This window comes from Pandoraea apista (assembly GCF_001465595.2).
Taxonomy (GTDB): Bacteria; Pseudomonadota; Gammaproteobacteria; order Burkholderiales; family Burkholderiaceae; genus Pandoraea; species Pandoraea apista.
Map to the genome: position 1 here is coordinate 2,870,255 of NZ_CP013481.2, position 23,238 is coordinate 2,893,492.

The following is a 23,238-nucleotide window of genomic DNA, read 5'->3' on the forward strand; positions in this document are numbered from 1 at the left end:
AGTCCTAATCCAGCAATTCGTCCCTTGTGCACTGCATGTCTCCTGTTCGTCGAGGCGTCCGAAGGGAGATCGGCGCCGGCATTTTCTGCAGGCAGCCACCTTACTCCGGTCGGCGTCATCGCGCCATATGCCGGCATATGCTGAGACAACAACGCCGGCCTGGAAGGACCGGCGTTGTTGTCTGGCCTACAGTGCCTGCCGTTGAGCCATCGAGCTCGTCAGTCCAGCATCACACGCGACATTTCCCGGCTCTTGAGTGCCGCCACGAGCGAAATCAGGCTGATGACGATCACGTAACCCGCCGGAGCCAACTTGGAGCCGGTCGCGGCGATCAGCCACGTCGCGATGAACTGCGCGAACCCACCGAACACCGACACCCCCACCCCGTAGACGATCGCCAGGCCCGTTGCCCGGATGTGCCGCGGGAACACCTCGGTAATCATCGTGACAGTCGTGACCGAGATGAACACGGTCGGGATCGTCAGCACGGCGGCCACCACCAGCAAACGCCCGGTGTCGGGTGCCGCCGTGAGCCATGCAAATGCAGGCACGATCGATACGAGCAGGATCACGCGTGCGATCGTTACCACGGGCTTGCGCCCCCAGCGGTCACTCGCGATTCCGGCCACTGCCGCCAGCCCCATCTGCAATCCGCCCGCCACGAACGACGCCCACAGCCCGCTCGACAGCGACAGCTTGAGCACCCCCACGCCGTAGTTGGTCAGGTAGTGCAGCGAGATGTAGTTCGACGAGGTCGCGCCAGCCGTCATGAGAATACCCAGCACCAGCGCGCGGCGATGCTCTCCCAGCACCTGTGCCACCGGACTGCGCGCGCCGCGTCTGGACGGCTCGACGTCGTGCGTTTCGTCCAGATGCTTGCGGATGTACGTGCCAAGCGGAATCAGCGCCAGGCCGATCAGGAACGGCACGCGCCAGCCCCACGCAAGCAACTGATCGTGTGAAAGCGAGGCGGTCAGCACCAGGCCCACGAGTGAGCCAAGCAGCGTCGAAAACGCCTGACTGAACAACTGCCAGCTCGCGAACAGGCCGCGGTTATTGGCATTGGCGTATTCGAGGAGCATCGACGTCGACGCCCCCACTTCTCCACCCACCGCGAACCCCTGCACCAGACGGCCGACAATCAGCAGCAGCGGTGCGGCCATGCCGATCTGCGCATATGTCGGCACCACGACGAACACGGCCGAGCCTGCGGCCATCAGCCACAACGTCAGCGTCATGGCGGCCTTGCGGCCACAGCGGTCGGCATAACTGCCGATCACGATACCGCCCAGCGGACGCACCACGAAGCCCACACCGAATGTCGCCAGCGACAGCAGCAACTGCGTGAACGGTGAAGCCGCCGGGAAGAACAGTTTGCCCAGCACGGTCGCGAAGTACGTGTAGATCGCGAAATCGAAGAATTCCAGTCCGTTGCCGACGGTGATCGCTACGATCTTCTTCGTGAGCGATGCCGGGCGCGCGCTCGCGGTGCCCGGCGTGGCCTGTGCGGCCTGAGCTGCCGTGGTGTCGGTGCGCGTCGTCATGCGTTGTGCTCCGGGGTCAGGAAACGCTCGACCAGACGTGTCCAGTACGTCGCGCCGATCGGCAGCAACGCGTCGTTGAAATCGTAGTGCGGGTTGTGCACCATGCAGCCGCCTGCGCCTTCTCCATTACCGATAATCAGGTAGCTGCCTGCGCACTTCTCCAGCATGAACGAAAAGTCTTCGCTGCCGGTGAGCGGCTCGAAGTCCTCCATCAAACCTTGCGGGCCCAGCCAGTCCAGCGCCACCTGACGCGCGAATTCAGTCATGTCGGCGTCGTTGATCAGCGCCGGATAGCGCCAGCGATAGTCGATTTCGGCCCGGGCACCGAACACGGTGGCTTGCGCGTTCACCAACTCGATGATGCGATCTCGCAACTGCTCGCGCACTTTCGGTGTGTGCGCGCGCACGGACAGGCGAAGTTCGACGCTGTCCGGAATCACGTTGGGCGCATCGCCGCCGTGAATCGCGCCGACGGTGACCACCGCCATACGGCGCGGATCAACGTTGCGCGACACGATCGATTGCAGCGCCACCACGATGTGCGATGCCGCCAGCACCGGATCGACGCTGTCGTTCGGCATCGAACCGTGTCCGCCACGGCCGTGTACCCGAATAATCACGGTGTCCGACGATGCCATCGCGGGACCGGGGCGGAACCCGATCTTGCCGACCGGGAAGCCGGGCATGTTGTGATATGCGAACACGGCGTCGCACGGGAAGCGCTCGAATAGACCGTCTTCGATCATCTTCTTCGCGCCGGCCAGCCCTTCCTCGGCCGGCTGGAAAATCAGATGCAGGGTGCCGTCGAAGTTGCGCGTCTTCGCCAGATGGCGGGCCGCCGCCAGCAATGTGGCGGTGTGGCCGTCATGGCCACAGGCGTGCATCTTGCCCGCATGCTGGCTCGCGTAGGCTTTACCGGTGGCCTCCTGAATCGGCAGTGCGTCCATGTCGGCGCGAATGCCTACGCTGCGCGGGTTGTCGCCCACCTTGAGGGTGCCGACCAGACCGGTGCCCCCAATGCCGCGCGTAACGGTGTAGCCCCATTCCGTGAGCTTGCCGGCCACCAGGTCGCTCGTCTGGAATTCTTCGTAAGCCAGTTCCGGATACGCGTGAATCTGATGACGGAGCGCGCGCATGCTGGCGTCGTGTTCGAGAATGTCGGCCGGAATGTCGGCCTCGATCACCGCCGGAAAGGCGTACTCAGTGATGTCGTGGGGCATCGTGTCTCCAATTCAAAAATGACAAAAAGGCGAACGCGCGATGCGCTCGCCTTGAACAGCACAAAATCAGAAGCGGTGCGTCACGCCCAACGCCGTCACGAATACGTCGCGCCCAGCGCTGGTTTGCGCGTTATCGAGCGTGAGCGCCGACGCTCCGCCGTTGTCGATCCAGGCCATGCGCGCGTAAAGCGCCGTGCGCTTGGACAACTGGTAGTCGTAGCCGCCCAACGCGCCGAACGCCTGGTTGCCGCCGCCAGCCACAAGGCGCTCGACGACCGACAGCTTGAACACGTGAGGACCGACGGGAACGGTCGCGCCGACCAGATACGTGGTGGCAATACGCCCCGTCACGATGCTGGGCACGATGCGGTTGTACGCTAGCGACAGCGTGGTGCTGCCGATCCTGTACGACAGGCCCGCGCCATAGTGGTCGGTGGCCTGAGACAAGTCGCTGCGCACCACGTTGTACGACAGGCCGGCATACAGGCGTTGGCCCTCGTATTGCGCGAGGTAGCCGGTGTAATGCGCCGGCGCACCGCTGGCGCTCGCCGTGCTAAAGCCGTACAACACCTGCCCGGAGAAACCGTTCATGTCCGGCGTGGTGTAGCTCACGGCGTTGGCCACGCGCGAGTCGATCCCCGCAGCGTTACCGCCCAGATCCGATGTGGCATAGGCCACATTGGCCATCAACGACAGCTTGGTCAGGGCGTACGGATCGACCTGCGACGAAAGCGGGAAGATCGTTGGGAACTGACGGCCGAGTTTGAGCATGCCGTAGCGATGCGAACTCAGCCACACGTTGGCTTCCCGATTGAAGATCGTGTTGGTCGACTGGAGCGTGCCATTGTTGGCGTTGAAGCCCGATTCCAGCCGGAACCCGGACGTTAGCCCCCCACCCAGATCCTCCGTACCTGTCAGGCCAAAACGCGAGGTCGAACCCGCACCGCTGCCCACCTGTGTCGAACTGCCCTTGCCCCCCGAGTCGTAGCTGACATAGTTGTCGACGGCGCCATACAGTTGCACGTCGGCCTGTGCGGCATTGCAGCCCACGGTCAGTAACGCGCCGGCGGCAAGGCTGGTCAGGGTGATGCGTACGGGCTGCAAGGGGCGAAGATGGGCGCCTGTGCGAACGCAGATGGGGGTGTGGCTCATTTGACTCCTGTGCGTATGCCTTGTTGACCGTCGGGGCGGCCTTGTTTATGAAACGCTTGTGTACGGCTTATGAAATTTCGACGCATGGTAGCCACGTCGATTTTCAGCGGATAGGCAACGCCAAATTTTCGTGTCAACCTTAGGTTGACGCCCGTGCCAGCCCGGTCGATGATTCAATGTCGTGCGCCGGGTGCTTTCCATCCCGCCGCCCCACTTTGAACGCCCTCGAACGCCCCCTTTCTCTGCCTCTGAACCATGTCGTCCGATCTGAAGCTCCATCAACTCGAATGTCTCGTCGCCGTGGCCGATCATGGCAGCGTGCGCGCCGCTGCGGGCCGGCTCGGCCGGTCACCCACCGCAGTCAGCAAGGCGTTGCGGGAACTGGAGCAATCGATGGATGTGGTGCTGATGGAGCGTCGGGCAGACGGTGTGGGACTCACACCTTCCGGCACCTCCCTGCTCTCTCACGCCCGGCTGATCCTCGGACAACTGCGACGGGCAAGCGAAGATGTAGCGCAAGCGGCCGCCAAGCGCGGCGGCACGATCCGCATGTCTGTCACCCCATGGTTGATGCATGGGGTGATTCCGGCTGTCGTACGAGCCTTTCGGGAGCAACGGCCGGACGTGCAGTTGGATATCGCCGAGCATCTGGGCGGCGACTACCCCGCCGTACGTAACGGGCATCTGGACTTCGCGTTCGGCCCCAGCCCTGACGTGGGGCAGGAGCGCGCACTGGAGATCCGGCCGATCTACACCTATTCGTTCGCGGTGGTCTGTCGCCCGGGACATCCGGCGGCGGGCGCTCGCACGATCGCCGATCTGCGCGGTTATGACTGGCTGCTAAGCCGCTCGATGGAACGCACGGCGCAAGCCATTCGGGCATTGCTGGAAGACCAGCACGACGAGGCCGCGCAGCGTTGTCACTTCGCCCGGTCTGTGAATGCTGCCCTGGCGATCGTGCGTTCGACGGATATGCTGACGGCGGTGCCCTGGCCGTTGATCGAGACCCCGGACATGCGTGACCGCTTCGTCGCGCTCGATTTCGATGCGATCACCGACGAAAGCACGACCTGCCTGATCACTCGCCGGTATGAGCCGCTGCAAGGCGCGGCGCTGGCGTTTCTGGAGACGTTCTGGCGCGTTGCCCGGGAACTGGCGTCCTCCTCGGACGGCCCGACCCGTCGTATCTTCAGCATGGTGGAACCGGCTTATCGCTGATCGTCAGTCCGGCGAGCCGGCATCTAGCGCGTGGCGCGGCCGCGCCTGTGCACGAGCGTCTGACATCGATCCACGTCAAATTCGCGCCGCAGACCATGGTGAACATGAGCGCGAACCGAAGGCCGCCTGAATATGCGAAACCTATAAGCCCCTGCGGCCTGTGAATAGCCTTCAGGCTATCCACAGTGGCGTTTCGACGGGATAGAGACGATGTCCATATGTCCGAACCCTCGGCTGTAATCCAGCACCTTGATGGCCCACGACTCCAGCTTTACAACGGTCGTTCTGCTCGATCCATGCTCCGGAACCCGTGTCCACGCGTTGGGGAAGCGCGCGTCGAGCAAGCGGATTGCCAGCGACCGCTCGGCGGATTCGTCCGGCAGGATTTCCGCGAACGCATGCCCCGACAGGGCCTTGATTTCCGGCCATTCCGTGTAATGCTTGAACAGGCAGAAGGACACCTGAGCGTTGCGTTCGATATTCGCAATCTTGCGGCTATCGCGTCCGGTGGCGAAATAGATGTCGAGTCCATGATGAACAAAGCAAACGACATCCGACTGCGTGTTCCCGTCTGCCATCAGCGTGGCGAGCGATAGTTCTCTGCAACTGCCGAGAATGTCGAGCGTGACGGCTTCCAGCGTTGTGTTCATCGTGACCTCCTGGTTTTCGCTTCAGTCCGTCGCTCGTAAGCGGCCAATGCCCGACGCGCTCACTCGACCGTTATCTGGTCCACCACCGCAGATACGCCGTGCGTGGTCATGGCCGCGCCCCTGACGGCTTCTTTTTCGGCCAGCGAATGGACTTTGCCGGTCAGAAGCACTTCGCCATTGCCCAACAGGGAAATCTCGATGTGGTGGGCTTCACGCATCGCCTGACGCGAAAGCGCTGCGGCAATTTGCCCAACGACTTCTGAGCGACGAGGACTGTCCTGAACCTTGATGTCGTTGATCACCCCCCTCACCCCACGCAACGTGCGAACCGAGTTTTCGGCGAGCACTCGCTGTGCATAGGATTCGACGTTGCCCTCGATCGTGACCCAGCCGTTTTCCACCTTGACGTGCATACCGTCAGCCGGCAGCCCCGCGTGCCAGCGCAGCATGGCGAGCGCAGCTCTCGCGATATCGGTGTCTGTCTGTCGGTCCTTCAATGCCGGGAGAACCTCCAGCGAAACAACGATTGCACGTGCGCCGGCAACACGCGCCGCGACGCGCTCCGCCTCGCACTTTTCTAGAAAGCTCGTCACGTCGCCAGATAGGGTGACGATGCCGTCACGCACTTCCACGCCAATCTCATTGGCGTGAATGTTGGCGTCGCGCGCGAGTTCGTCCATGACGTCGCGCTGTAGTTGAGCGTCTGTCTTCATAGGGTGTCTCCGAGTCGTGGTGTTCATGCGCGCGATATGGCGTGGCGGCGACATCCGCACCGCGATTCATGCCTTCACATTAGCGCGAAGCGCAGCGTATTCCAGCGCTCTCTTGCTGCCGTTTGATCAACGTCAACTCGCCCTTGCAACGCGTCTATGGCGAGACGCCCCCCCTGAGCCAGACGACTATCGAACGCGCCTTCGGATGGCTCGGCGTCAGTCGCCGCCCCGTCAGGACATTGATTCGCATCAACTGCACGCCATGAACTCGCCCGCCTGTGACCCAAAGCTCACGTATAAACAAAGCACGCCTGCACAGCTACTGCGGTCGTGGGCGAACGATAACGTGCCTTGTGCAAGGAGAAAGACGATGAGCCTGCGGAGAATTTGTGTCCATGTGGACGATACTGCGACGAGTGCCGCGCGTTTGCGATTCAGTGGACTGCTCGCCCGTCAACACGACGCCAGCCTCGCTGGCATCTATCTGCCTCATCGGCCGGGTGCCGTGCATTCCGGACAACCCGAATCGTCCGGGACTCGCTATCAGACGGAGGGGCACTCTCAGGCCGCCCGGCAATCGGCGGAGCATCTATTCAAGGAGGTTTGCGCCGAACACGATATCAGCGGCGACTGGCACTCTCCGTTCGGCGCTCCGACCACCATTTTGTCGAATTTCTCGAAAGGCACAGACCTTTGCATCGTCGGCCAGCCCGATGCTCCGGGGGGCGTCGCGGCGCTAGGCGTTGATGGGCTCGGGGACATCATTGTCTCGGCTGGCACGCCGATACTGGGCCTGCCTCACAACGTGACGTTTCCCCGCGAGATTCGACGCATCGTGGTCGCCTGGAACGGCTCGCGAGAGGCGCGTCGCGCCATCGGCGACGCGTGGCAACTGCTGGGTCGAGCCCAGGATATTTTCGTCGTGGGCATCAACCGTTCGCCCGCTGGCGACGACCCATCGCTTGCCGACATCGTGCGCCTGATGGAAGCACACGGGTTGCGCGCGAAGGCCGTCTCGGTGAGGCAAGATACCGAAGCAAGCGATGGCGTTCAGTTGCTCGCCACCGTCGAGGCGCACGAGGCCGACTTGTTGGTCATGGGCGCCTATGGTCACGGGCCGACGCGCGAGCGGGTATTCGGTGGGGCAACGCGTACGGTACTCAAACATATGTCGACCCCCGTGCTGTTTTCCCACTAAGTGCCGACTCGCACGTTCTGCCTCGCCTGATCCAACTCGCACTGCGGCCGCTAAGGGGCCGCAGTGCTTCTTTAGCTTGCCAGCAGCATAACGACGGCGGCTGCACCCATTACGCCGGTGGCGACCCACCCAAGCGCAAGCATTGGCCAACTCGCGGTGAAACGCCCCATCACTGACTTGCGCGTCGCCAGCAGCAGTACCACCGCCATCAAGGGAACCGCCACCACGCCATTGATGACAGCGCTCCAGAACAGGGCCTTCATCGGATTGATCGAGGAATACTGAATGGCGGTGGCGGCCAACATACTGAGCCCGATGATCCCGTAAAAGCCGAGCGCGCTGCCCGGCGGGCGCTCGAGCCCCTCTCTCCAGTGCATTGCCTCGGAGAGCGCATACGCCCCCGACCCTGCCAGTACGGGCACGCCGATCAATCCAACGCTCACGATACCGAGGCTGAACAGCACGTAGGCCAGATTGCCGGCCAGCGGCCGCAACGTGTCGGCCGCCTGAGCTGCCGTCTCGATATTGTGAATTCCCGCTGCATGGAGGGTGACGGCGGTCGCGAGCATGACAAAGTAAGCCGTAATGTCCGAATAGAACATGCCCGTCCAGGTGTCCCAGCTAATTCGCCTCAGTTCGCCCCCTGCGGCGGTCTGATCGTCGATTAACGCAACTGCGCCGGGTGTTCTCTCCAGTTCCTCGACCTCCTCCGAGGTTTGCCAGAAGAAGAGGTAGGGGCTGATGGTCGTGCCGAATACCCCGACCACGACAGCAGCACTGGTGGCGTCGATAGTGAACTGGGGCCACACGGTTCGCAGCGCCACCAGCCGCCAGGGCACCTGCACCGTCAATAGCACGGCGGCGTAGGCAAGCAAGGATAGGGTTAGCCACTTCAGGAACACGACATACCGGTGATACGGAACAAACACTTGCAAGACGAGCGTACCGATCGCAAATGCGATGGTCATCCAATGACGATTGGCGCCGCTGATCAGCTCGGCAACCTCACCCATAGCCGCCAGATCCGCCGCGATGTTGAGCGTATTCGCTATGAGCAGCAATACAATCACAGTCCGCAGCACGACGGGAGGAAACGCGGTGCCGATATTTGCCGCAAGCCCTTTTCCCGTAACTCTGCCGATGCGGGCACAAAGCAGTTGCATGGCGGCCATCAACGGAAATGCCAGCGGCATTGTCCAGAGCATGTTGAAGCCGTACTGCGCGCCCGCTTGGGCATAGGTGACTACGCCGCTAGGGTCGTCATCGGCAACGCCGGTAATCAGTCCCGGACCGACGCGCGCGAGCGGGTGATCGCGCAAGCGCTTGCGCAGCGCCTGAAGGACACCTGACGAGCGTTCGCCGCGCAGTTCAAGCCCCATTTGGCCGAGTCAAGGCGTGGCGCACAGCAGCCCGGCCGCCAGAAGGTACGCCGCAAAATCGCGGCGGCCCTCCGATAGCGTGTCGGCCACCGTTTCGAGTTGCTCAAGGGTGTACGAGTATTCGTCGGCGGAGCGCGGTAACGGGTCTTCGACACCTGTGTCGGACCAATCGCGCACCGGCAACACACTCGGCGCACAACGGAATATCCACGCTGGCTGGATACCGTTGCTGGGCACGTGTCTTGTCCACTCGGAATGGACAATGTCATGTAGCAGCATCGAGTATGTATAGGGAATCAACAGTTGTGCGCTGATCCGGTCGTAGCGATCCATGGGGTAGTCGACCTGCCGCAGCACGTCTAGCAACATCGTGCGCCGGGCGCGGAAATCGTTCCCTCGCGTAAGCAGGGAAAAGCACGTTGGATCTGCCTTCGAGAGCGTAATGGCTGCGTCGTCAATCAACCGCTCGTATCCGGCTAAGCTTCGAACGATTTTGGCGAACAGGATCAAATGACGTTCCGTAAGGCATGAGTCGTGGGGCGTGGGCATGTCGAGTCCTCGCATTGTTGCCTGACATCGGGAATGTGTTCTGTACGACTGCGCAGCGTCGGTGTGAGTCGTTGGCAGACGTGGGGGCACGCGGGCTGCGGCGTTACCCTTTGACGCATGCAACGCGAACGAGTCGGCGCACCTCTATTTATCTCCCGCAAACTACTGCGCGTTACCTTGGGCCAGTTACGGATTGGCGGCTTTGGGCATGATCGTGTCCCCACAAAAGCGGGCGATCATCGGGTCGTGATCGCCGAGTCCGGCCTAGGCCGGATACGCCGCGAAAACAAAATCGAGGCGCCACGAATCCAGCATAGCCAGCCCCGGGCTGCATCCTTTGTCCCACATCAAGATCGGCCGGGGTAATTTGGTCATCGCGCAACACCAAAAGAAACGCCCGCGAAGGCGGGCAAACACCCAACTGGCTTGCGTTCTTCACGGGGCCGTTTCCGAGCGCAACTGCCGAAACGAGGGCAGCATCGGGTAATCGTTCAGCCGACAGGCAAGTGCCGACGACGTCTCCACAATAGTCCTCAACGGCGCGCACCGGTTTGACATTCCTCAACCCTCGGAAAAATGCCATTCGAGAGATCGGGCCGCGACTGGCGATTTGATGCACGTCAATCTTGCCAGGACAAGCGTCGCGCGGTGGAATCGGCGGTACTACGCTGTGAAATGGAAGCCCCGATTGAATTGGCTTCGCATTTCACGCGCGACAAACGCCCCCTCGCCTATCTGACCGGAGGTGCACTGTGTCTGACGACATCAAACACTCGCCTCAAGCGACGGCCTGCGGTCAATCGAATTCGCCGGCGCCGCACCCCACTGATAAAACGCCAGACGAAGGTGCACCGGTTCCGCTTACGGAGCGGCGATTGCGCGCACGCAGGGTACCAGTCGATACGCTGGGCGAGGTGGTGGCTTATCTTCGACGCGATAGTCAGATTTGTCGATCAGAGGGATTCGCTGCGCAAACACGTCTACAGCTCGAGTATGGAGGCGGAGTTGTCGTGGCAACACTCCAGACGGTAACGGGAGACTGGCTCGAACTCGACGAAATCGGACTGAGCGAAACCGCCCTGCTTAGGCTCGATGTCGCGGAGGGGGCATGGGTACGAGTGCATCACATGACCCCGGTTGAGTCCTTTCGTCACGTTCGGCACCACATGTCCGGTGAAGCCTTCACGTCCGCGGCGCTTGACGAGGTCGTGGCCGATATTGCGGCGGGACGCTATTCCTCCATCCAGATTTCGGCCTTCTTGACGGCATGTGCCGCCAACCGGCTCTCCGACGACGAAGTTATTTCGCTCACGCGCGCAATGGTCGCCACCGGCAAGACGCTGCGCTGGCCGGGAGATCGCATTGTCGATAAACACAGCGCGGGGAGATTGCCGGGCAATCGAACGACGCCGATCGTGGTGGCCATTGTGACGTCGCAAGGGGTGGTGATGCCAAAAACCGCCTCGCGGGCGATCACCTCGCCGGCAGACACGGCGGATGTCATGGAAACCATGGCGCCGGTCAACCTCAGCCTGGAGGAAATGCGCAGGGTCGTAAATGCCGTCGGCGGATGCGTAGTTTTCGGCGGCGCGGCGGGTCTGAGCCCCGCCAACGATATTCTGACTCGGATCGAGCGCCCGCTCGATCTGGACAGCGAGGGCCGGATGATGGCCTCGATTCTCTCAAAGACACTGGCTGCGGGCTCAACGCATGTGCTGATCGATGTTCCCGTTGGGCGTACCGCCAGGATTGATTCCCAATATGCCTTCGCACGCTTTTCCGAGCGCTTGCGAACGATTGGCCACGCGCTCGGACTCGATATTTCCACCTATGTCGGTCAGGCAGATCAACCCGTCGGGCGTGGCATAGGCCCCAGTCTTGAAGCCCGCGAAGTCGTATCGGTTTTGCAGAACCGGCGTTGCGCCCCGGCCGACCTGCGCAGCAAGAGCTTGCAGATTGCCGGAAGACTGCTGGAGATGGGCGGGAAAGTGTTGCCTGGCGACGGCGAAGCGTGCGCGCGGGCTGTGTTGACCAGCGGATTGGCGTGGCAGCAATTTCAGCGAATCTGTGAAGCCCAGGGGGGAATGCACGAACCGTTGGTCGGCCGGCACAGCAAACCGGTGACCGCCCGCCATCCCGGCGTGGTGACGGCCGTGGACAATCGGCATCTGGCGGGAGTTGCCAAATTGGCGGGCGCCCCGGCAGCGCCGAGAGCGGGTGTCGTTTTCGAGGCGCCGATCGGAACATCTGTCGTTGCTGGCCAACCCCTATTCACTATTTACGCGGAAAGTCAGGGAGAACTTGAGTACGCGTACGAGTACGCCTGCCGCTTTCCCGCCATCGTCGCCGTAGGGGAATCATGAACGACAGCGTGTGCCCGTCACCGGCGAACGAACCTCTGGCGCGTTCGCCGGCCGCGAAAAGGGCAGCCCTGACGCCCCGATCTCCGCCCGGGGGCAGACGACAGACCATCGCCCTCCCAGTCGATACCCGCCTCAGGGCGAGATGATAACTTTGAGCGCATGCGTGTTGGCGGCGTCGCCGAATGTCCGGTACGCATCGAGAATATTGGCAAGCGAGAAATGGTGGGTAATCAATACGCTGGGCGCGAGGCGCCCCGATGCCACAGTCTTGAGCAACATGGGGGTGGCAGCGGTGTCGACTAGCCGGGTGGTGATGCTAATGTTCCTGTCCCATAACGATTCGAGGTGCAAGTCCACCTTTCGGCCGTGCACGCCGACATTGGCGATGACGCCCCCCGCAGCGACAATCGACTCGCAAAGCTCGAACGTCGCCGGCACCCCCACGGCTTCGATGGCGGTATCTACCCCCTGTCCGCCGGTCAGCCGGTGAATGACTTCCACGGCATTGTCCTTGGCGGGCGATACCACGGCCGTGGCGCCGAGCCGAGACGCGACCTCAAGACGTGAGAGGTCCGGATCCACGACAATCACCTGGGCCGGCGAGAAAAACTGCGCGGTCAACAGCGCCGCGAGCCCGATCGGGCCAGCACCGACAATGGCGACGCTGCTTCCGGGCTGGATCTTGCCATTGAGCACCCCGCACTCGAAACCCGTGGGCAGAATATCGCTGAGCATCACCAGCGCGTCTTCATCGACCCCCGCGGGGGCGTGGTAAAGGCTGGTATCGGCGTGTGGCGTGCGAACGTATTCCGCTTGCGTGCCATCGATCCGGTTGCCAAGAATCCAGCCACCCGCCGCGCAGTGGGAGTACATCCCGCGCCGGCAGGCATCGCATTTTCCGCAGGACGAAATGCAGGAGATCAGCACGCGGTCGCCCGGTTTGAACGCCGTGACCGCCTCGCCGACCTGCACAATCTCTCCGACCCCCTCGTGGCCGAGAATGCGGCCCGGTGCCACCGTCGGCACGTCGCCCTTCAGGATGTGCAGATCGGTTCCGCAAATCGTCGTTTTTCGAACACGGACGATGGCGTCGGTTGGCGCCAGCAACTGTGGGATTGGCCGGTCCTCAAGCGTAATCTGCTGCGGACCGTGAAACACGAGTGCTTTCATGGCATGACTCCGGGTTGGACAGCGTCAATGCGACATCAGCACCGGCACCGTCATGGTTTCGAGTAGCGTGCGGGTAACGCCGCCAAGGACCCATTCCTGCATGCGTGAGTGCCCGTACCCTCCCATCACGATCAGGTCGATGTTCATGTCCGCCGCGCGCGAAAGTAAGGTCTCGGCTACGCTGACGTCTTTGGTGCCACGCTCGGGCGTAACCTCCACATTGATACCGTGACGTGCGAAGAACATGCCGATGTCGAGCCCCGGAATGGGGCCCAGATCGTCGGGGTGATTGCCGCGCCCGACATGCATGACATGCACGGTTTTGGCGGCCGTCAGCAACGGCATCGCATCGGCGGCAGCCCGTGCGGCTTCTCGTCCGCCGTCCCAGGCAAGCAAAACGTTGTTGAACGCCTGAGGTAGTTTCCCGGCGTACGGAAGAATCAGTACAGGCCGGCCGCCGCCCAGCACGGTCGATTCGACAAACCCCACGGCAGGCGACGTCTCGGCGTCGTTCCGATCCTGTTGGCCAACAATGACCAGATCCGCATAGCGCGCGTGGGTCCGCATCTCACTGCTCTCGTCGTACAACGGGGTCAGCCACTCATGGCTCACTGCCTGGCGCCGACAAATGTCTCTAAACATCTGTTCTGCCCGGGCAAGGCGCTCGGTGTCGCTCTCGGGCGCCGGGGGCGGAGGCAGCCCTGCCCCGGCACTACGCGTGACGTCGGGAAACCCGGGGGGATGGAACGGTAAATAAATACCCGTAAGATGAGCGGGTAGTCGTCGCGCGAAGTCCACTGCAAACTCGAGCCGTGCGTGGCATTGCCGGCTATTGTCAACGTGTACGAGCAAAGTCCGGTAAGTCATGTCGGCTCTCCTGAGAAACGATCACTTTGTACTGTAGTGCTCGTTGACGGCGTGCCCGTTGATACGGATCAAGCTCTTGTTCGGGCGCTACCAACAGGGATGGCCGGCGCTGACCGGCGTTGGTGCCGGGGCGTGCCTGTGGGATTGCCTCGTATGGGAAATCGGCGCGAGCGGTGATACAACGACATGATGGACGACGCACAGCCCCTGTATCGGATGACCTATGGCCAAAACGACTCTCCCCGGCGTACTCCGATCTCTCTCGAAGCAAACCGATGGCGCCATTTTCGCGGTGCTGTTCGCGGTTATCGTCGCTCTCGCTGCGATCAACTGGCTGGCCGTGCGCACAACGGTTCAGGACAATGTCGACGCCCGGTTCGACTTGCGAACCAGTGCGGCAACAGACAAGCTGGCGATCGCCATGGCGGCGTATCGCGACGCTGTTCATATCGCGTCGGATCGCCTCGCCGCGACATCCCCGATGGACGCGCCGACATGGAGCTCGTACGTCAGAAGCATGAGGCTGGCTGAGCGTTTGCCCGGACTCGCAACGTTCGGCGGATGTGAGCGTGAGGGCAACACGATCAAGCGACAGGTTGCCTACTCGGTGGGCGAGGAAGTCGCCCTCGGGCCGGATGGCGCGATAACGTTGCCCACGCAGGCCACGCAGGCCACGCAGGCCACCAGCTCCCAGACGTCGGATCGCGTGTTCACGCGCGCGGATTCGGCGACCGGACGTTCCTATCTGATTTTCCTGGCCGACACTCGTCAGCCGGCGATATGCGCTTATGCGATAGCCGACGTGGACCGATTCGTTCACGACGCCGTCGGGCCGTTGATCCATGACCTCACGTTGACCATTTCCCTGATGGACGACGCCGGGCAGCCAACCCCAATCTTCGACAGTCTTTCTCCCAGAGCGCCGGCCGAGCCGCGACCACCGGCCGAATACCGGGTGCAGACTAGCGTGCCGTATGCGAACAAACCCGCGCTATCGCTCACGTTTACCGCGTCGCACGAATTTGCGGCGTTACGCGGCGCGGGCGTCGCAGACTGGGTACTCGCCTTCAGCGTTCTCATGTGTGCGGGAACGTTGCTGGCATGGGCGCTAACCATCAACGTTCGCCGCCGCGCGCGGGCGCTTCGCGAGCAAGAGGCACTTGATAAGCGCCGCTCGGAGAGCCGGCTATTCAGTGTGATCGAGTCAGTGCGCGAGGCGATCATCACCATCGATGAACATCAGCGCATTCAGATATTCAACCCCACGGCCGAGAGTATCTTTCGATGCAGTGCCATGGAGGTGATTGGGGAGCCGCTTTCGCGGTTCATTCCGGAGAGATTTCGCGACGCCCACTACCACCACATCGCCCGCTTCGGCCAGACTGGCGTTTCCGAGCGATTGATGGGCCGTGGCAGGCCACTATGGGGATTACGCGCCGATGGCGAAGAGTTTCCGATGGAGGCATCCATCTCTCAGAGTACCGACGCCGCAGGCAAGTTTTACACCGTCATATTGCGTGACGTGACGGAGCAACGACAGATCGCAAACGCCCTCCAAACCTCCCGAAACGAGCTTGAAAAACTGACGGCCCGTCTTCAGGACGTTCGGGAGGACGAGAAACTGAGGATCGCAAGAGAGCTGCACGACGATCTCGGGCAACGGCTGACCGCGCTGAAGATGGACGCTGTCATGCTCAAAATGAGCTTGGGGGAACACTCGTCCGCGAGCGCGGACATCAACAGAATCGAACAATCGATCGACGGCATGATTACGGCGGTTCGTCAGATGGCGGCAGACCTTCGCCCGACGATGCTCGACGATCTGGGGCTCGGGCCCGCCATCGAATGGTTCGCGCAGGACTTTGCACGCCGTTACGGTGTGGCAGTCGATGTCGCGGGGGCTCGCCGTCTGCCGTCCATCCCGCCAGCGCTGTCCACGGCATTGTTCCGAATTGTTCAGGAAGCCCTGAACAACGTGGCCAAACATGCGAGAGCAACGGCGGTCACGATCGAGATGTCTTGCGATCGGGACATCCGGTTGCGCATTTCCGATAACGGCCGGGGGCTACCGCCGACACGGCCGAAGCCCGACTCGCTTGGCCTTATCAGTATGCGAGAACGGGCCCGCCTGCTCGGTGGCACGCTGGACGTTCGAAGCCCTGCCGACGGCGGAACCGTCGTGACCACAGTGATTCCGTTGCCGGCATCGGCCCCCACTGAGGCATCGCCCGGATAGCCGGTGGCTACGACTTCCTTATCCGGAGAACTGCGGCGCCCGAGAACGCGCCCCGGCGCAGGTCATCGAGGGCCACATTGGCTTGTTCGAGGGGATAGGTCGTGGTCGCCACATGCAGCGGAATTTGCGCGGCCAGCGACAGAAACGCCAGCCCGTCGTCCCTGGTGAGGTTGGCGACCGACCGGACTTGGCGCTCGCCCCAGAGCAACCGGTAGGGAAATGAGGGAATGTCGCTCATATGAATGCCTGCACACACCACAACGCCGCCGCGATCGAGCGCGGCGAGCGTTTGCGGAACCAAATCGCCGACCGGGGCAAAAATGATCGCCGCATCGAGGGGTTGCGGTGCGGGAGCATCGCTCGGACCGGCCCAGATGGCGCCGTGAGACAACGCGAACTGCATGCCCGCTTCGTCGCCTGGCCGGGTGAAGGCATAGACGTCGCGCTTTTGGGCCTGGGCGATCTGGGCGATAAGATGTGCGGCCGCGCCGAAGCCATAGATCCCGAGCCGGCGCGCATCGCCCGCCATGCTCAGCGAACGATATCCAATCAGCCCGGCGCACAACAGCGGGGCCGCCGTCGCATCGTCGTATTGCTCGGGTAGCCGGAATGTGAAGCGGGCCTGCGCGACCACATATTCCGCATAGCCTCCGTTGAGCGTATAGCCGGTAAACCGTGCGTCTGCGCACAAATTCTCGCGGTGACTCCGGCAGAACCGGCAACACCCGCAAGTGGCGCCGAGCCACGGCACCCCGACGCGGTCCCCGAGCGCCAATTCGCGAACATTTTCCCCAAGCGCCGCGACCGTCCCGACAATCTCGTGTCCCGGGATGATGCCCTCGGGAACGTCGGGAAGTTCGCCATCCACGACATGCAGGTCGGTACGGCAAACGCCGCATACGTTCACCCGGATGAGCACTTGCGTCGGCCCCGGGCTCGGCACGGGAATGTCCACGAGCCTGAGTCTGGCTTCTGCGCGTGAAAGCTGCATTGCCCGCATGACTGCCTCCGCTGCAACGGTGGTGTTTATCAGGCCGCGCTCACCAAATCGCTCAGGCGCTTGGTATCGATCAGGGTGATCTCACGTTGTTTGACACGCAGCGTGTTCTGCGCCTGCATGCGAGAGAGCATCCGGCTGACAGTTTCCAACTGCAATCCCAGAAAACTGCCGATCTCTTCGCGCGTCAACCGTAGCAGAAAGGCGTTCGGCGAGTATCCGCGTGCCGCCAAACGTGCCGACACATCCAGGAGGAAGCCGGCCAACCTGGCTTCACCGCGGGCGACGCCCAATCGCATCAACTGGTTCTGCTCCCGCACGATGCCCGCGGCGATCAGGCGATGCAACTGGTGCAATACGACAGGGAATTGCGCGGCGACACTTTCGAGCTCCGAGAATCTGATCGCGCACACCTGACTGTCCTCAAGCGCGACCGCTTCCGAAACGTACTTGCCGTTTGCGATCGCACCCAGCCCTAGAATCTCGCCGCCCAGCAGGTATCCGGTGACTTGCTCCTTACCGTCCGGGTGCGTAATGACTGTTTTGAAAGAGCCTGCACGCACGGCGTATATATGCTCGAGCGAATCGCCGGGACGAAACAGCACTTCGCCCCGGCGAATGGTCCGCCGCACCCGGGTCACGCAATCCAGACGCCGCGCCGATTCGTCGGACAGGCCCTCGGCCAGACAGAATTGCCGCAGCAGGCAGGTGCTGCATCTGGGGATACCGCCCGAAGGCTCATCGAACGCCCGGTGCACGCGGATAGTCTGTGCGTCCGAGGGCGGACCGGCCTGATACTCGCGAAGTGGGATGTACATGATGACCTCCGGCGGGTCGACGTCAGTTCTGGACGTTTCCAGTATTGAAGACGAGCGCCGGAAAGAAAATCAGTGGCTGTCGCGATGTTTTGTCAGCAGATATTGCGACGTGTAGGCTTCGGCCTACAAACGCCGGACTAAAGGCTATCGCGCAACAAGTCGTGCCGGATCGCGTAATGCACCAGTTCGGTTTGTGTTTTGAGCTGGAGTTTCTGAAGAACGCGCGCCTTGTAGGTGCTCACGGTCTTGACGCTCACGCACAAGGCGCTCGCAATATCGCTCAGCGTCAAACCTCGGGCGAGCATCAGGAACACGTCGAATTCACGGTCCGAGAGCCGCCGAAAACTCGGGCCGTCGATGGCGGCGGTTGTGAGGTCTTTCGCAATCCTCTCCGCCATGGCTGAACTCAAGTACACGCCCCCGCTATTGACCTTTTTGACAGCGCTCACCAGTTCCGCCGGCGCACTTTCCTTGGTCAGGTAACCGGACGCGCCGGCTTTGAGTGCCCGCACGGCATATTGTTCTTCGCCGTGCATGGTCAGCACGAGAATCGCTACGCGAGGAAATAGGGCTTTGATGTGGGCAATGAGGTCGACACCGCTGCGTCCCGGCATCGACATGTCGAGCAGCAGTACGTCGCAGGGCGCGGTCTGTAAAAGCGCGATAGCTTCGGCGCCGTTTGAGGCCTCCCCTACGATTTCGAGATCGTCGCTGCCGGCGAGAATGCGCTGCAATCCGGCCCGAATCAGCATGTGATCGTCCGCAACAATGATGCGAGTCATGCGCCCGCCTTTGTGTCGTAACGTGATTCCGAGGTTTTGCCTTCGCAATATGTGCGGTTGCCCTAAGTCGCACAACCACGTTGACGATTTTACACGCGCGGGCACACGAACCTCCACAATCTTGCCTTCCCCAAGCCCCTCATTACTCGCCTGCCCCATTTTCGCCCGGTATGAGAATCACGGGGCGCGTTGCCTGTCTGACGCAATTTTCCGCCACGCTTCCCAATGCGAGACGTCTCACGCCGCGACGGCCGTGGGTACCGATCACGATAACGTCGGCCTGCCATTCTTCGGCAGCCAGATTGATCTGATGCGGAACATCACCGCCCAGCGGCAGAAGCTCCCGAATTTCCACGTCGCCTTCGACACCGGCTCCCTTTAGGCGCTCACTGGCCGTTTTGCGAAGGCTCTCCCCTTGCATGCGCATCGCTTCAATGAAGGGAAATGGGTCGGCATCGGCCACATAGGCGACGGGAATATCGACGACGAAAAGGACATGGAGCCGGGCTTTGCGGGCGGTGGCAAGTGCCAACGCGTAGTCGAAGGCCTTATCTGCCGTTGGGCTCCCGTCAATGGCTACCAAAATGCGCTGGATCATGATTTCACCCCTTCATACTCGTCGCAGCTGTAGCGGAGACATTCGTCGGTGCACTCGATTGGCAAGTCACCAGCATGACCGGGCGGTGCGCTTGCCGGAGCACTTGTTCGGCCACGCTGCCGATCATCAGGCGACGGATACCCCTGCGCCCGTGCGTACCGAGAATCAGGAGGTCGGCTTGCCACCGCTCGGCCTCGCGGACGATGGCGTCGGCAATCGTTCCTCCCCAGGCGCGTATATCGATCGAGCGCGTGTCAGCCTGAAGGCCCTCGTCTTGAAGCTTCCTGTAGGCATCCGTCAGCGTGAGCTGAGTCTCGGCAATCATTCCCTCCCTGACGGCATCGAGGTCGATATGCGACGCAAACGCGGCCTGATAGTGGGAGAACGGGTCATCGACAACGCCAATTGCCCGGACAACGTCGTCGGGCATCGCGAAGCGGATGGCTTCACTTAGGGCATGCCATGAGGTTTCACTGCCGTCCATGGCGAGAAGGATTCGATTTGGCATTTTGTTGGCCTCGACGGGAACTGGTTAATCAGGCGACGACATGCCGGTTGCACGGGGTCGCCTGACTTGACGTTCAACCGTGTGTTGTCGCTGTGACTGAACGGTAGACGCAGCGCGGCCGGGCGTGGGGGAACTCGAGCGAGCTGTTTGACACACATCAACGTCCATGGCGCCAACGGCCCGCAATGCCGGGTGCGATGGCTATGCTGACAATACCGGGGGCGATGTCTGCGCCCGAAGCAAGCCGCGTCTTGCGCCGGGTTAGCCCTATCGGGGAGCCGCACCATGAAGATTGAGTTTCCACACATCTCGCTCGCCTACAACGGCGACGACATGACGGTCGAGTTCGCGGCAGACTGCGATCACAAGCGAATTGTCTGCGCTATCTCTGCCGAGGCGCTGGAAGATCATTTCGGCGCGAAATCGTGTAACCCGGAAGATCTGATGGCGGCATTCCGAACGAATCGCGCTGCCATCGAGAAGATGACCGAGCGGTATCTGGCACTTTGCCAGGGGGCGCCGATTCTCCTGCGTAGCGGGCATTTCCGTTGGGGAATGGAGTGTTCACCATGCAGAACAACGCCCGGTGGACGATGACGAGGCCCCGCACGTCGGCACCGCCGGTAAAGGCGCGCTTAGCCTGAATCAGCCGGAAACATGAGGGGCAGCTGCCCTGCGTGCCGGACGATACACCCGCACACAATTTTGTCCCTCCGCTTTGGCATCGTAGAGCGCTTCGTCGGCCATGCGAATCAGCTTGTCCGGCTGACATCTCCCCTGACCGATGGCCACACCAATGCTCACCGTCACCACCCCTGTCCGATTGCCGGCGTGAGGCGTGCCGACACGCTCGATGGCCGCACGCACCTTGTGCGCTACGGTCAGCGCCTGTGCTTCGTTCGTGCCCTCGAGAATGGCGACAAACTCCTCGCCGCCGAACCTCGCGAAATGGTCGGTCGATCGATTCAGGACCGCGCGAGCCGCCGCTGTCGAGCGCACCAGAACGGCGTCTCCCGCCTGATGGCCGTAGGTATCGTTGTATGCCTTGAACTTGTCGAAATCCAGAAACAGCAGCGCCAACGGTGCGCCAGTCCGCATTGCTACGGCACACGCCTTTTGCAAGCAACGATCGAAAGTGCGGCGATTATCCAATCCGGTCAACGGGTCGATATGCGCCTCCCGCCGCAGTTCGATGATTGAATTTCGTCTCAGACGAAGTTCTCGCGAAAAAAGAAACGTCGCGGGCAGAACGACCAGACTAAAGACCAGCATAAGCACGAGGATCGACACCGCTCGTTGCTCCCAGTCACTCAATATGTCGTGCTCCGAGGGCGCCACGTCGATGATGATGGGAAGATGGTCAACGCGCCCGAACGTGTGCAGTCGCTTGATACCGTCGATACTCGCCGCCCCCCAGACGGAACCCGAGGGAACGCTCGAGAGCACTTTGAAGACACTCCCTGCGCTAAGGTTCTGGCCCACCAGTGTGCGGCTGAACGGAACGCGGGTCAGCAGCGAGCCGTCGGTCATCATGATGGCCGCTGTCCCCGAATGTCTGAGATCGATGCCGTCAAGCAGGGAGCGAAAATAGTCGACATTGATCGTGCCGATCACCACGCCGCCGAATGCGCCGTCGGGCGCGCTGATCTTCCGGCTAATGGTAATGTCCGTCGCCGCATTGGCACGCCTGGAGGCATGCGGCGGACTGATCCAGAGTTCGAGCGACGGGTTTGCCTTGTGCTTCAGGTATGCGGCTCTGTCGGAGAAATCGGCGGTGGGAGTTGCCCCCATATGCGCCGAGTCAGCCAAAACGCGCCCGTTCGCATCGAGAAGCACAATGCTGCCGAAATATTGAGCCGTCGCAGAATTGTCGAACAGTATCCGATCGCGAAGCCGGGGCGGCAGCGACATGGTGTCGGCATCCTTTGCCCCTTGGATGACGGCTTGCAACGACAGATCGTAGGAGGTGATCGTTCGCACAACATCTCGCTCGATCACCAGCAGCAAATTGCGCGAGCTTTGCGTGGCCAGTTGAACGGCGTCGGCGTATGACTGCCAGGCTACCCAGCCGCAGAGTGCGACCACGCCCGCCCATAAAGCCATTCCGCTCAAGACGACACCGCCGGGCGTCAACATCCGCGAGATCAGCGCCAACAGTCGCCGCTTGTATTTACTGTACATCAGCAGGCGAATACCATTTTCGTCTTGGAATCATTTGCCGTGTCGGCATAAGGAGGCTGTTGCGGCCGACGGATGCGCAATTATGGCGGTTGCCTGCGGCAAAGACGGTAAGACCGAGTGCCGCGCTCAACTTTTCGGAGTCGCAGGCCCCTCGGTAGCACGATAGGGATATCCGTTGCCCGCCCCCGATGCCGGGGCGCCAGCATCAAACAAAAAGGGTTACGCGAAACGCGCAACCCTTTTCACTGGGTGCTATCCACCCGGGCGGCCCTGGCCTTGGCTTAGCGTGCCAGATGGTCGAGATAATACTGAGCGGCGCGTGTAACGTGGCGCTCGGCGAGAAGGGCCGCAAACGCGGCATCGCCGGACTGGACTGCGCGCAGAATCGCGGCGTGCTCTTCCCAGGTAATGCGCACTTCTTCATCGTTGGTGTTGACGAAGAGCATACGCGAGCGGTCGCGCAACGAGCGCATCAGCTCGGCGAGCATCGCATTGGCGCCAGCGGTATAGAGCAGATCGTGAAAGCGCGCATTTAGCTCCAGCAGGCCGGCAGTCTCCCCGGCGGCAACCTTGGCGTTGCCTTCCTGAAGCACTTTCTCAATGCGCTTGACCAGCTCCGGGCTGCACCGCTCGGCGGCCAGACGAGCGTTGAGCCCCTCGAGCGTTGCCCGGATCTGGATCAATTCGCGTGCCGACGCCGGGTCGACCGATGCGACCACCGCGCCGTGACGCGGCCGCACTTCGACCAGCCCTTCGACGGCCAGCGCACGTAGTGCCTCCCGCACGGGCACGCGCGATACATCGAGTTCGTCGGCAATCCGGCCCTCGACAAGGCGGTCGCCCGGCTTGTACTGACCCGACGTAATCGACTCGCGCAAGCGAGCAATCACCAGATCCGAAAGCTGCTGGTGCATGATCGGCTCGCGCCCATTTGCCCCCGTCGCTACCCGCCCCATATTTCCAATCTCCCCAAACCCTGGCTGGCGCCGATCGACGCGTCACACGTCGAATCACGGCATTTCACTCATGAGCGCATTCTATCAGTGCACGGCATTTTGTAGACTGTACACGATGCCTAAGATGCCACCTCTTGCG

At 61.9% G+C, this 23,238-nt stretch carries 21 protein-coding genes; 5 read left to right on the top strand and 16 right to left on the bottom strand.

Going from position 1 to position 23,238, the window contains the following annotated elements; all coding sequences use genetic code 11:
• Window positions 1-218: 218 nt before the first annotated feature.
• The 3 genes from AT395_RS13240 to AT395_RS13250 all read right to left on the bottom strand — a co-directional run bounded on the left by AT395_RS13240 (window position 219) and on the right by AT395_RS13250 (window position 3,916).
• Window positions 219-1,544 carry an MFS transporter gene (locus AT395_RS13240; protein ID WP_048629443.1) on the bottom strand — a complete coding sequence of 442 codons (1,326 nt, stop codon included), beginning with the start codon at window positions 1,542-1,544 and terminating at the stop codon, window positions 219-221.
• Window positions 1,541-2,764 (bottom strand): M20 aminoacylase family protein, encoded by a 1,224-nt coding sequence (locus AT395_RS13245; protein ID WP_109468901.1) that lies wholly within the window; start codon window positions 2,762-2,764, stop codon window positions 1,541-1,543. Before AT395_RS13245 ends, AT395_RS13240 begins: the two co-directional genes overlap by 4 nt.
• Window positions 2,765-2,830: 66 nt before the next feature.
• Window positions 2,831-3,916, bottom strand: a complete 1,086-nt coding sequence (locus AT395_RS13250) for a porin (protein ID WP_048629444.1) — start codon at window positions 3,914-3,916, stop codon at window positions 2,831-2,833.
• Window positions 3,917-4,171: 255 nt separating this feature from the next.
• Between AT395_RS13250 and AT395_RS13255 the strand changes: the two genes are divergently transcribed.
• Window positions 4,172-5,134, top strand: coding sequence for a LysR family transcriptional regulator (locus AT395_RS13255; protein WP_048629445.1), 963 nt, complete (start codon window positions 4,172-4,174; stop codon window positions 5,132-5,134).
• 176 nt (window positions 5,135-5,310) lie between these two features.
• Here the strand turns inward: AT395_RS13255 and AT395_RS13260 are convergent, their stop codons facing one another.
• The gene (locus tag AT395_RS13260) at window positions 5,311-5,784 is read right to left on the bottom strand and encodes a pyridoxamine 5'-phosphate oxidase family protein (protein ID WP_042115948.1); all 474 of its coding nucleotides are present in this window, start codon (window positions 5,782-5,784) and stop codon (window positions 5,311-5,313) included.
• Window positions 5,785-5,843: 59 nt separating this feature from the next.
• Window positions 5,844-6,464 carry a BON domain-containing protein gene (locus AT395_RS13265; RefSeq protein ID WP_231606144.1) on the bottom strand — a complete coding sequence of 207 codons (621 nt, stop codon included), beginning with the start codon at window positions 6,462-6,464 and terminating at the stop codon, window positions 5,844-5,846.
• Window positions 6,465-6,867: 403 nt separating this feature from the next.
• On the opposite strand from AT395_RS13265, the gene AT395_RS13270 reads away from it, so the two are divergent.
• Entirely contained in the window at window positions 6,868-7,695 is an 828-nt protein-coding gene (locus AT395_RS13270; RefSeq protein ID WP_162597677.1) for a universal stress protein, read from the top strand.
• Between the two features lie 71 nt (window positions 7,696-7,766).
• Here AT395_RS13270 and AT395_RS13275 read toward each other — a convergent pair whose 3' ends face one another.
• Complete coding sequence (locus AT395_RS13275) at window positions 7,767-9,074, bottom strand: NRAMP family divalent metal transporter (protein ID WP_048629447.1); 1,308 nt, start codon at window positions 9,072-9,074, stop codon at window positions 7,767-7,769.
• A gap of 9 nt (window positions 9,075-9,083) precedes the next feature.
• Complete coding sequence (locus AT395_RS13280; RefSeq protein WP_125347348.1) at window positions 9,084-9,536, bottom strand: hypothetical protein; 453 nt, start codon at window positions 9,534-9,536, stop codon at window positions 9,084-9,086.
• A 1,004-nt stretch (window positions 9,537-10,540) separates the two neighbouring features.
• Here AT395_RS13280 and AT395_RS13285 point away from each other — a divergent pair.
• Window positions 10,541-11,986: a thymidine phosphorylase family protein gene (locus tag AT395_RS13285; RefSeq protein ID WP_335645794.1), complete on the top strand. Its 1,446-nt coding sequence runs from the start codon at window positions 10,541-10,543 to the stop codon at window positions 11,984-11,986.
• 132 nt (window positions 11,987-12,118) lie between these two features.
• Here the strand turns inward: AT395_RS13285 and AT395_RS13290 are convergent, their stop codons facing one another.
• Both AT395_RS13290 and AT395_RS25840 read right to left on the bottom strand, forming a co-directional pair.
• Window positions 12,119-13,156, bottom strand: a complete 1,038-nt coding sequence (locus AT395_RS13290; RefSeq protein ID WP_042115954.1) for a zinc-dependent alcohol dehydrogenase family protein — start codon at window positions 13,154-13,156, stop codon at window positions 12,119-12,121.
• A gap of 24 nt (window positions 13,157-13,180) precedes the next feature.
• The gene (locus AT395_RS25840; protein ID WP_048629450.1) at window positions 13,181-13,723 is read right to left on the bottom strand and encodes a universal stress protein; all 543 of its coding nucleotides are present in this window, start codon (window positions 13,721-13,723) and stop codon (window positions 13,181-13,183) included.
• 523 nt (window positions 13,724-14,246) lie between these two features.
• Here AT395_RS25840 and AT395_RS13300 point away from each other — a divergent pair.
• On the top strand, window positions 14,247-16,259 hold the full coding sequence (locus tag AT395_RS13300; RefSeq protein WP_053086390.1) for a PAS domain-containing sensor histidine kinase: 2,013 nt from the start codon (window positions 14,247-14,249) through the stop codon (window positions 16,257-16,259).
• Window positions 16,260-16,266: 7 nt separating this feature from the next.
• Here AT395_RS13300 and AT395_RS13305 read toward each other — a convergent pair whose 3' ends face one another.
• From AT395_RS13305 to AT395_RS13325, 5 genes are all read right to left on the bottom strand, one after another.
• Window positions 16,267-17,259: a zinc-dependent alcohol dehydrogenase family protein gene (locus AT395_RS13305; protein ID WP_048629451.1), complete on the bottom strand. Its 993-nt coding sequence runs from the start codon at window positions 17,257-17,259 to the stop codon at window positions 16,267-16,269.
• A 29-nt stretch (window positions 17,260-17,288) separates the two neighbouring features.
• Window positions 17,289-18,074 (bottom strand): cyclic nucleotide-binding domain-containing protein, encoded by a 786-nt coding sequence (locus AT395_RS13310; protein ID WP_048629452.1) that lies wholly within the window; start codon window positions 18,072-18,074, stop codon window positions 17,289-17,291.
• 137 nt (window positions 18,075-18,211) lie between these two features.
• Window positions 18,212-18,856 (bottom strand): response regulator, encoded by a 645-nt coding sequence (locus AT395_RS13315; protein ID WP_048629453.1) that lies wholly within the window; start codon window positions 18,854-18,856, stop codon window positions 18,212-18,214.
• A gap of 142 nt (window positions 18,857-18,998) precedes the next feature.
• Window positions 18,999-19,454: a universal stress protein gene (locus AT395_RS13320; protein WP_042115958.1), complete on the bottom strand. Its 456-nt coding sequence runs from the start codon at window positions 19,452-19,454 to the stop codon at window positions 18,999-19,001.
• A 4-nt stretch (window positions 19,455-19,458) separates the two neighbouring features.
• A complete protein-coding gene (locus tag AT395_RS13325; protein WP_072632833.1) occupies window positions 19,459-19,962 on the bottom strand; it encodes a universal stress protein in 504 nt (167 codons plus the stop codon).
• A 285-nt stretch (window positions 19,963-20,247) separates the two neighbouring features.
• Here AT395_RS13325 and AT395_RS13330 point away from each other — a divergent pair, with 285 nt between their 5' ends.
• The gene (locus tag AT395_RS13330; RefSeq protein ID WP_042115960.1) at window positions 20,248-20,559 is read left to right on the top strand and encodes a DUF1488 family protein; all 312 of its coding nucleotides are present in this window, start codon (window positions 20,248-20,250) and stop codon (window positions 20,557-20,559) included.
• A gap of 48 nt (window positions 20,560-20,607) precedes the next feature.
• On the opposite strand, the gene AT395_RS13335 is transcribed toward AT395_RS13330, so the two are convergent.
• The gene (locus tag AT395_RS13335) at window positions 20,608-22,065 is read right to left on the bottom strand and encodes a sensor domain-containing diguanylate cyclase (RefSeq protein ID WP_224787588.1); all 1,458 of its coding nucleotides are present in this window, start codon (window positions 22,063-22,065) and stop codon (window positions 20,608-20,610) included.
• Window positions 22,066-22,424: 359 nt separating this feature from the next.
• A complete protein-coding gene (locus tag AT395_RS13340; protein ID WP_042118475.1) occupies window positions 22,425-23,057 on the bottom strand; it encodes a GntR family transcriptional regulator in 633 nt (210 codons plus the stop codon).
• Between the last annotated feature and the right edge of the window lie 181 nt (window positions 23,058-23,238).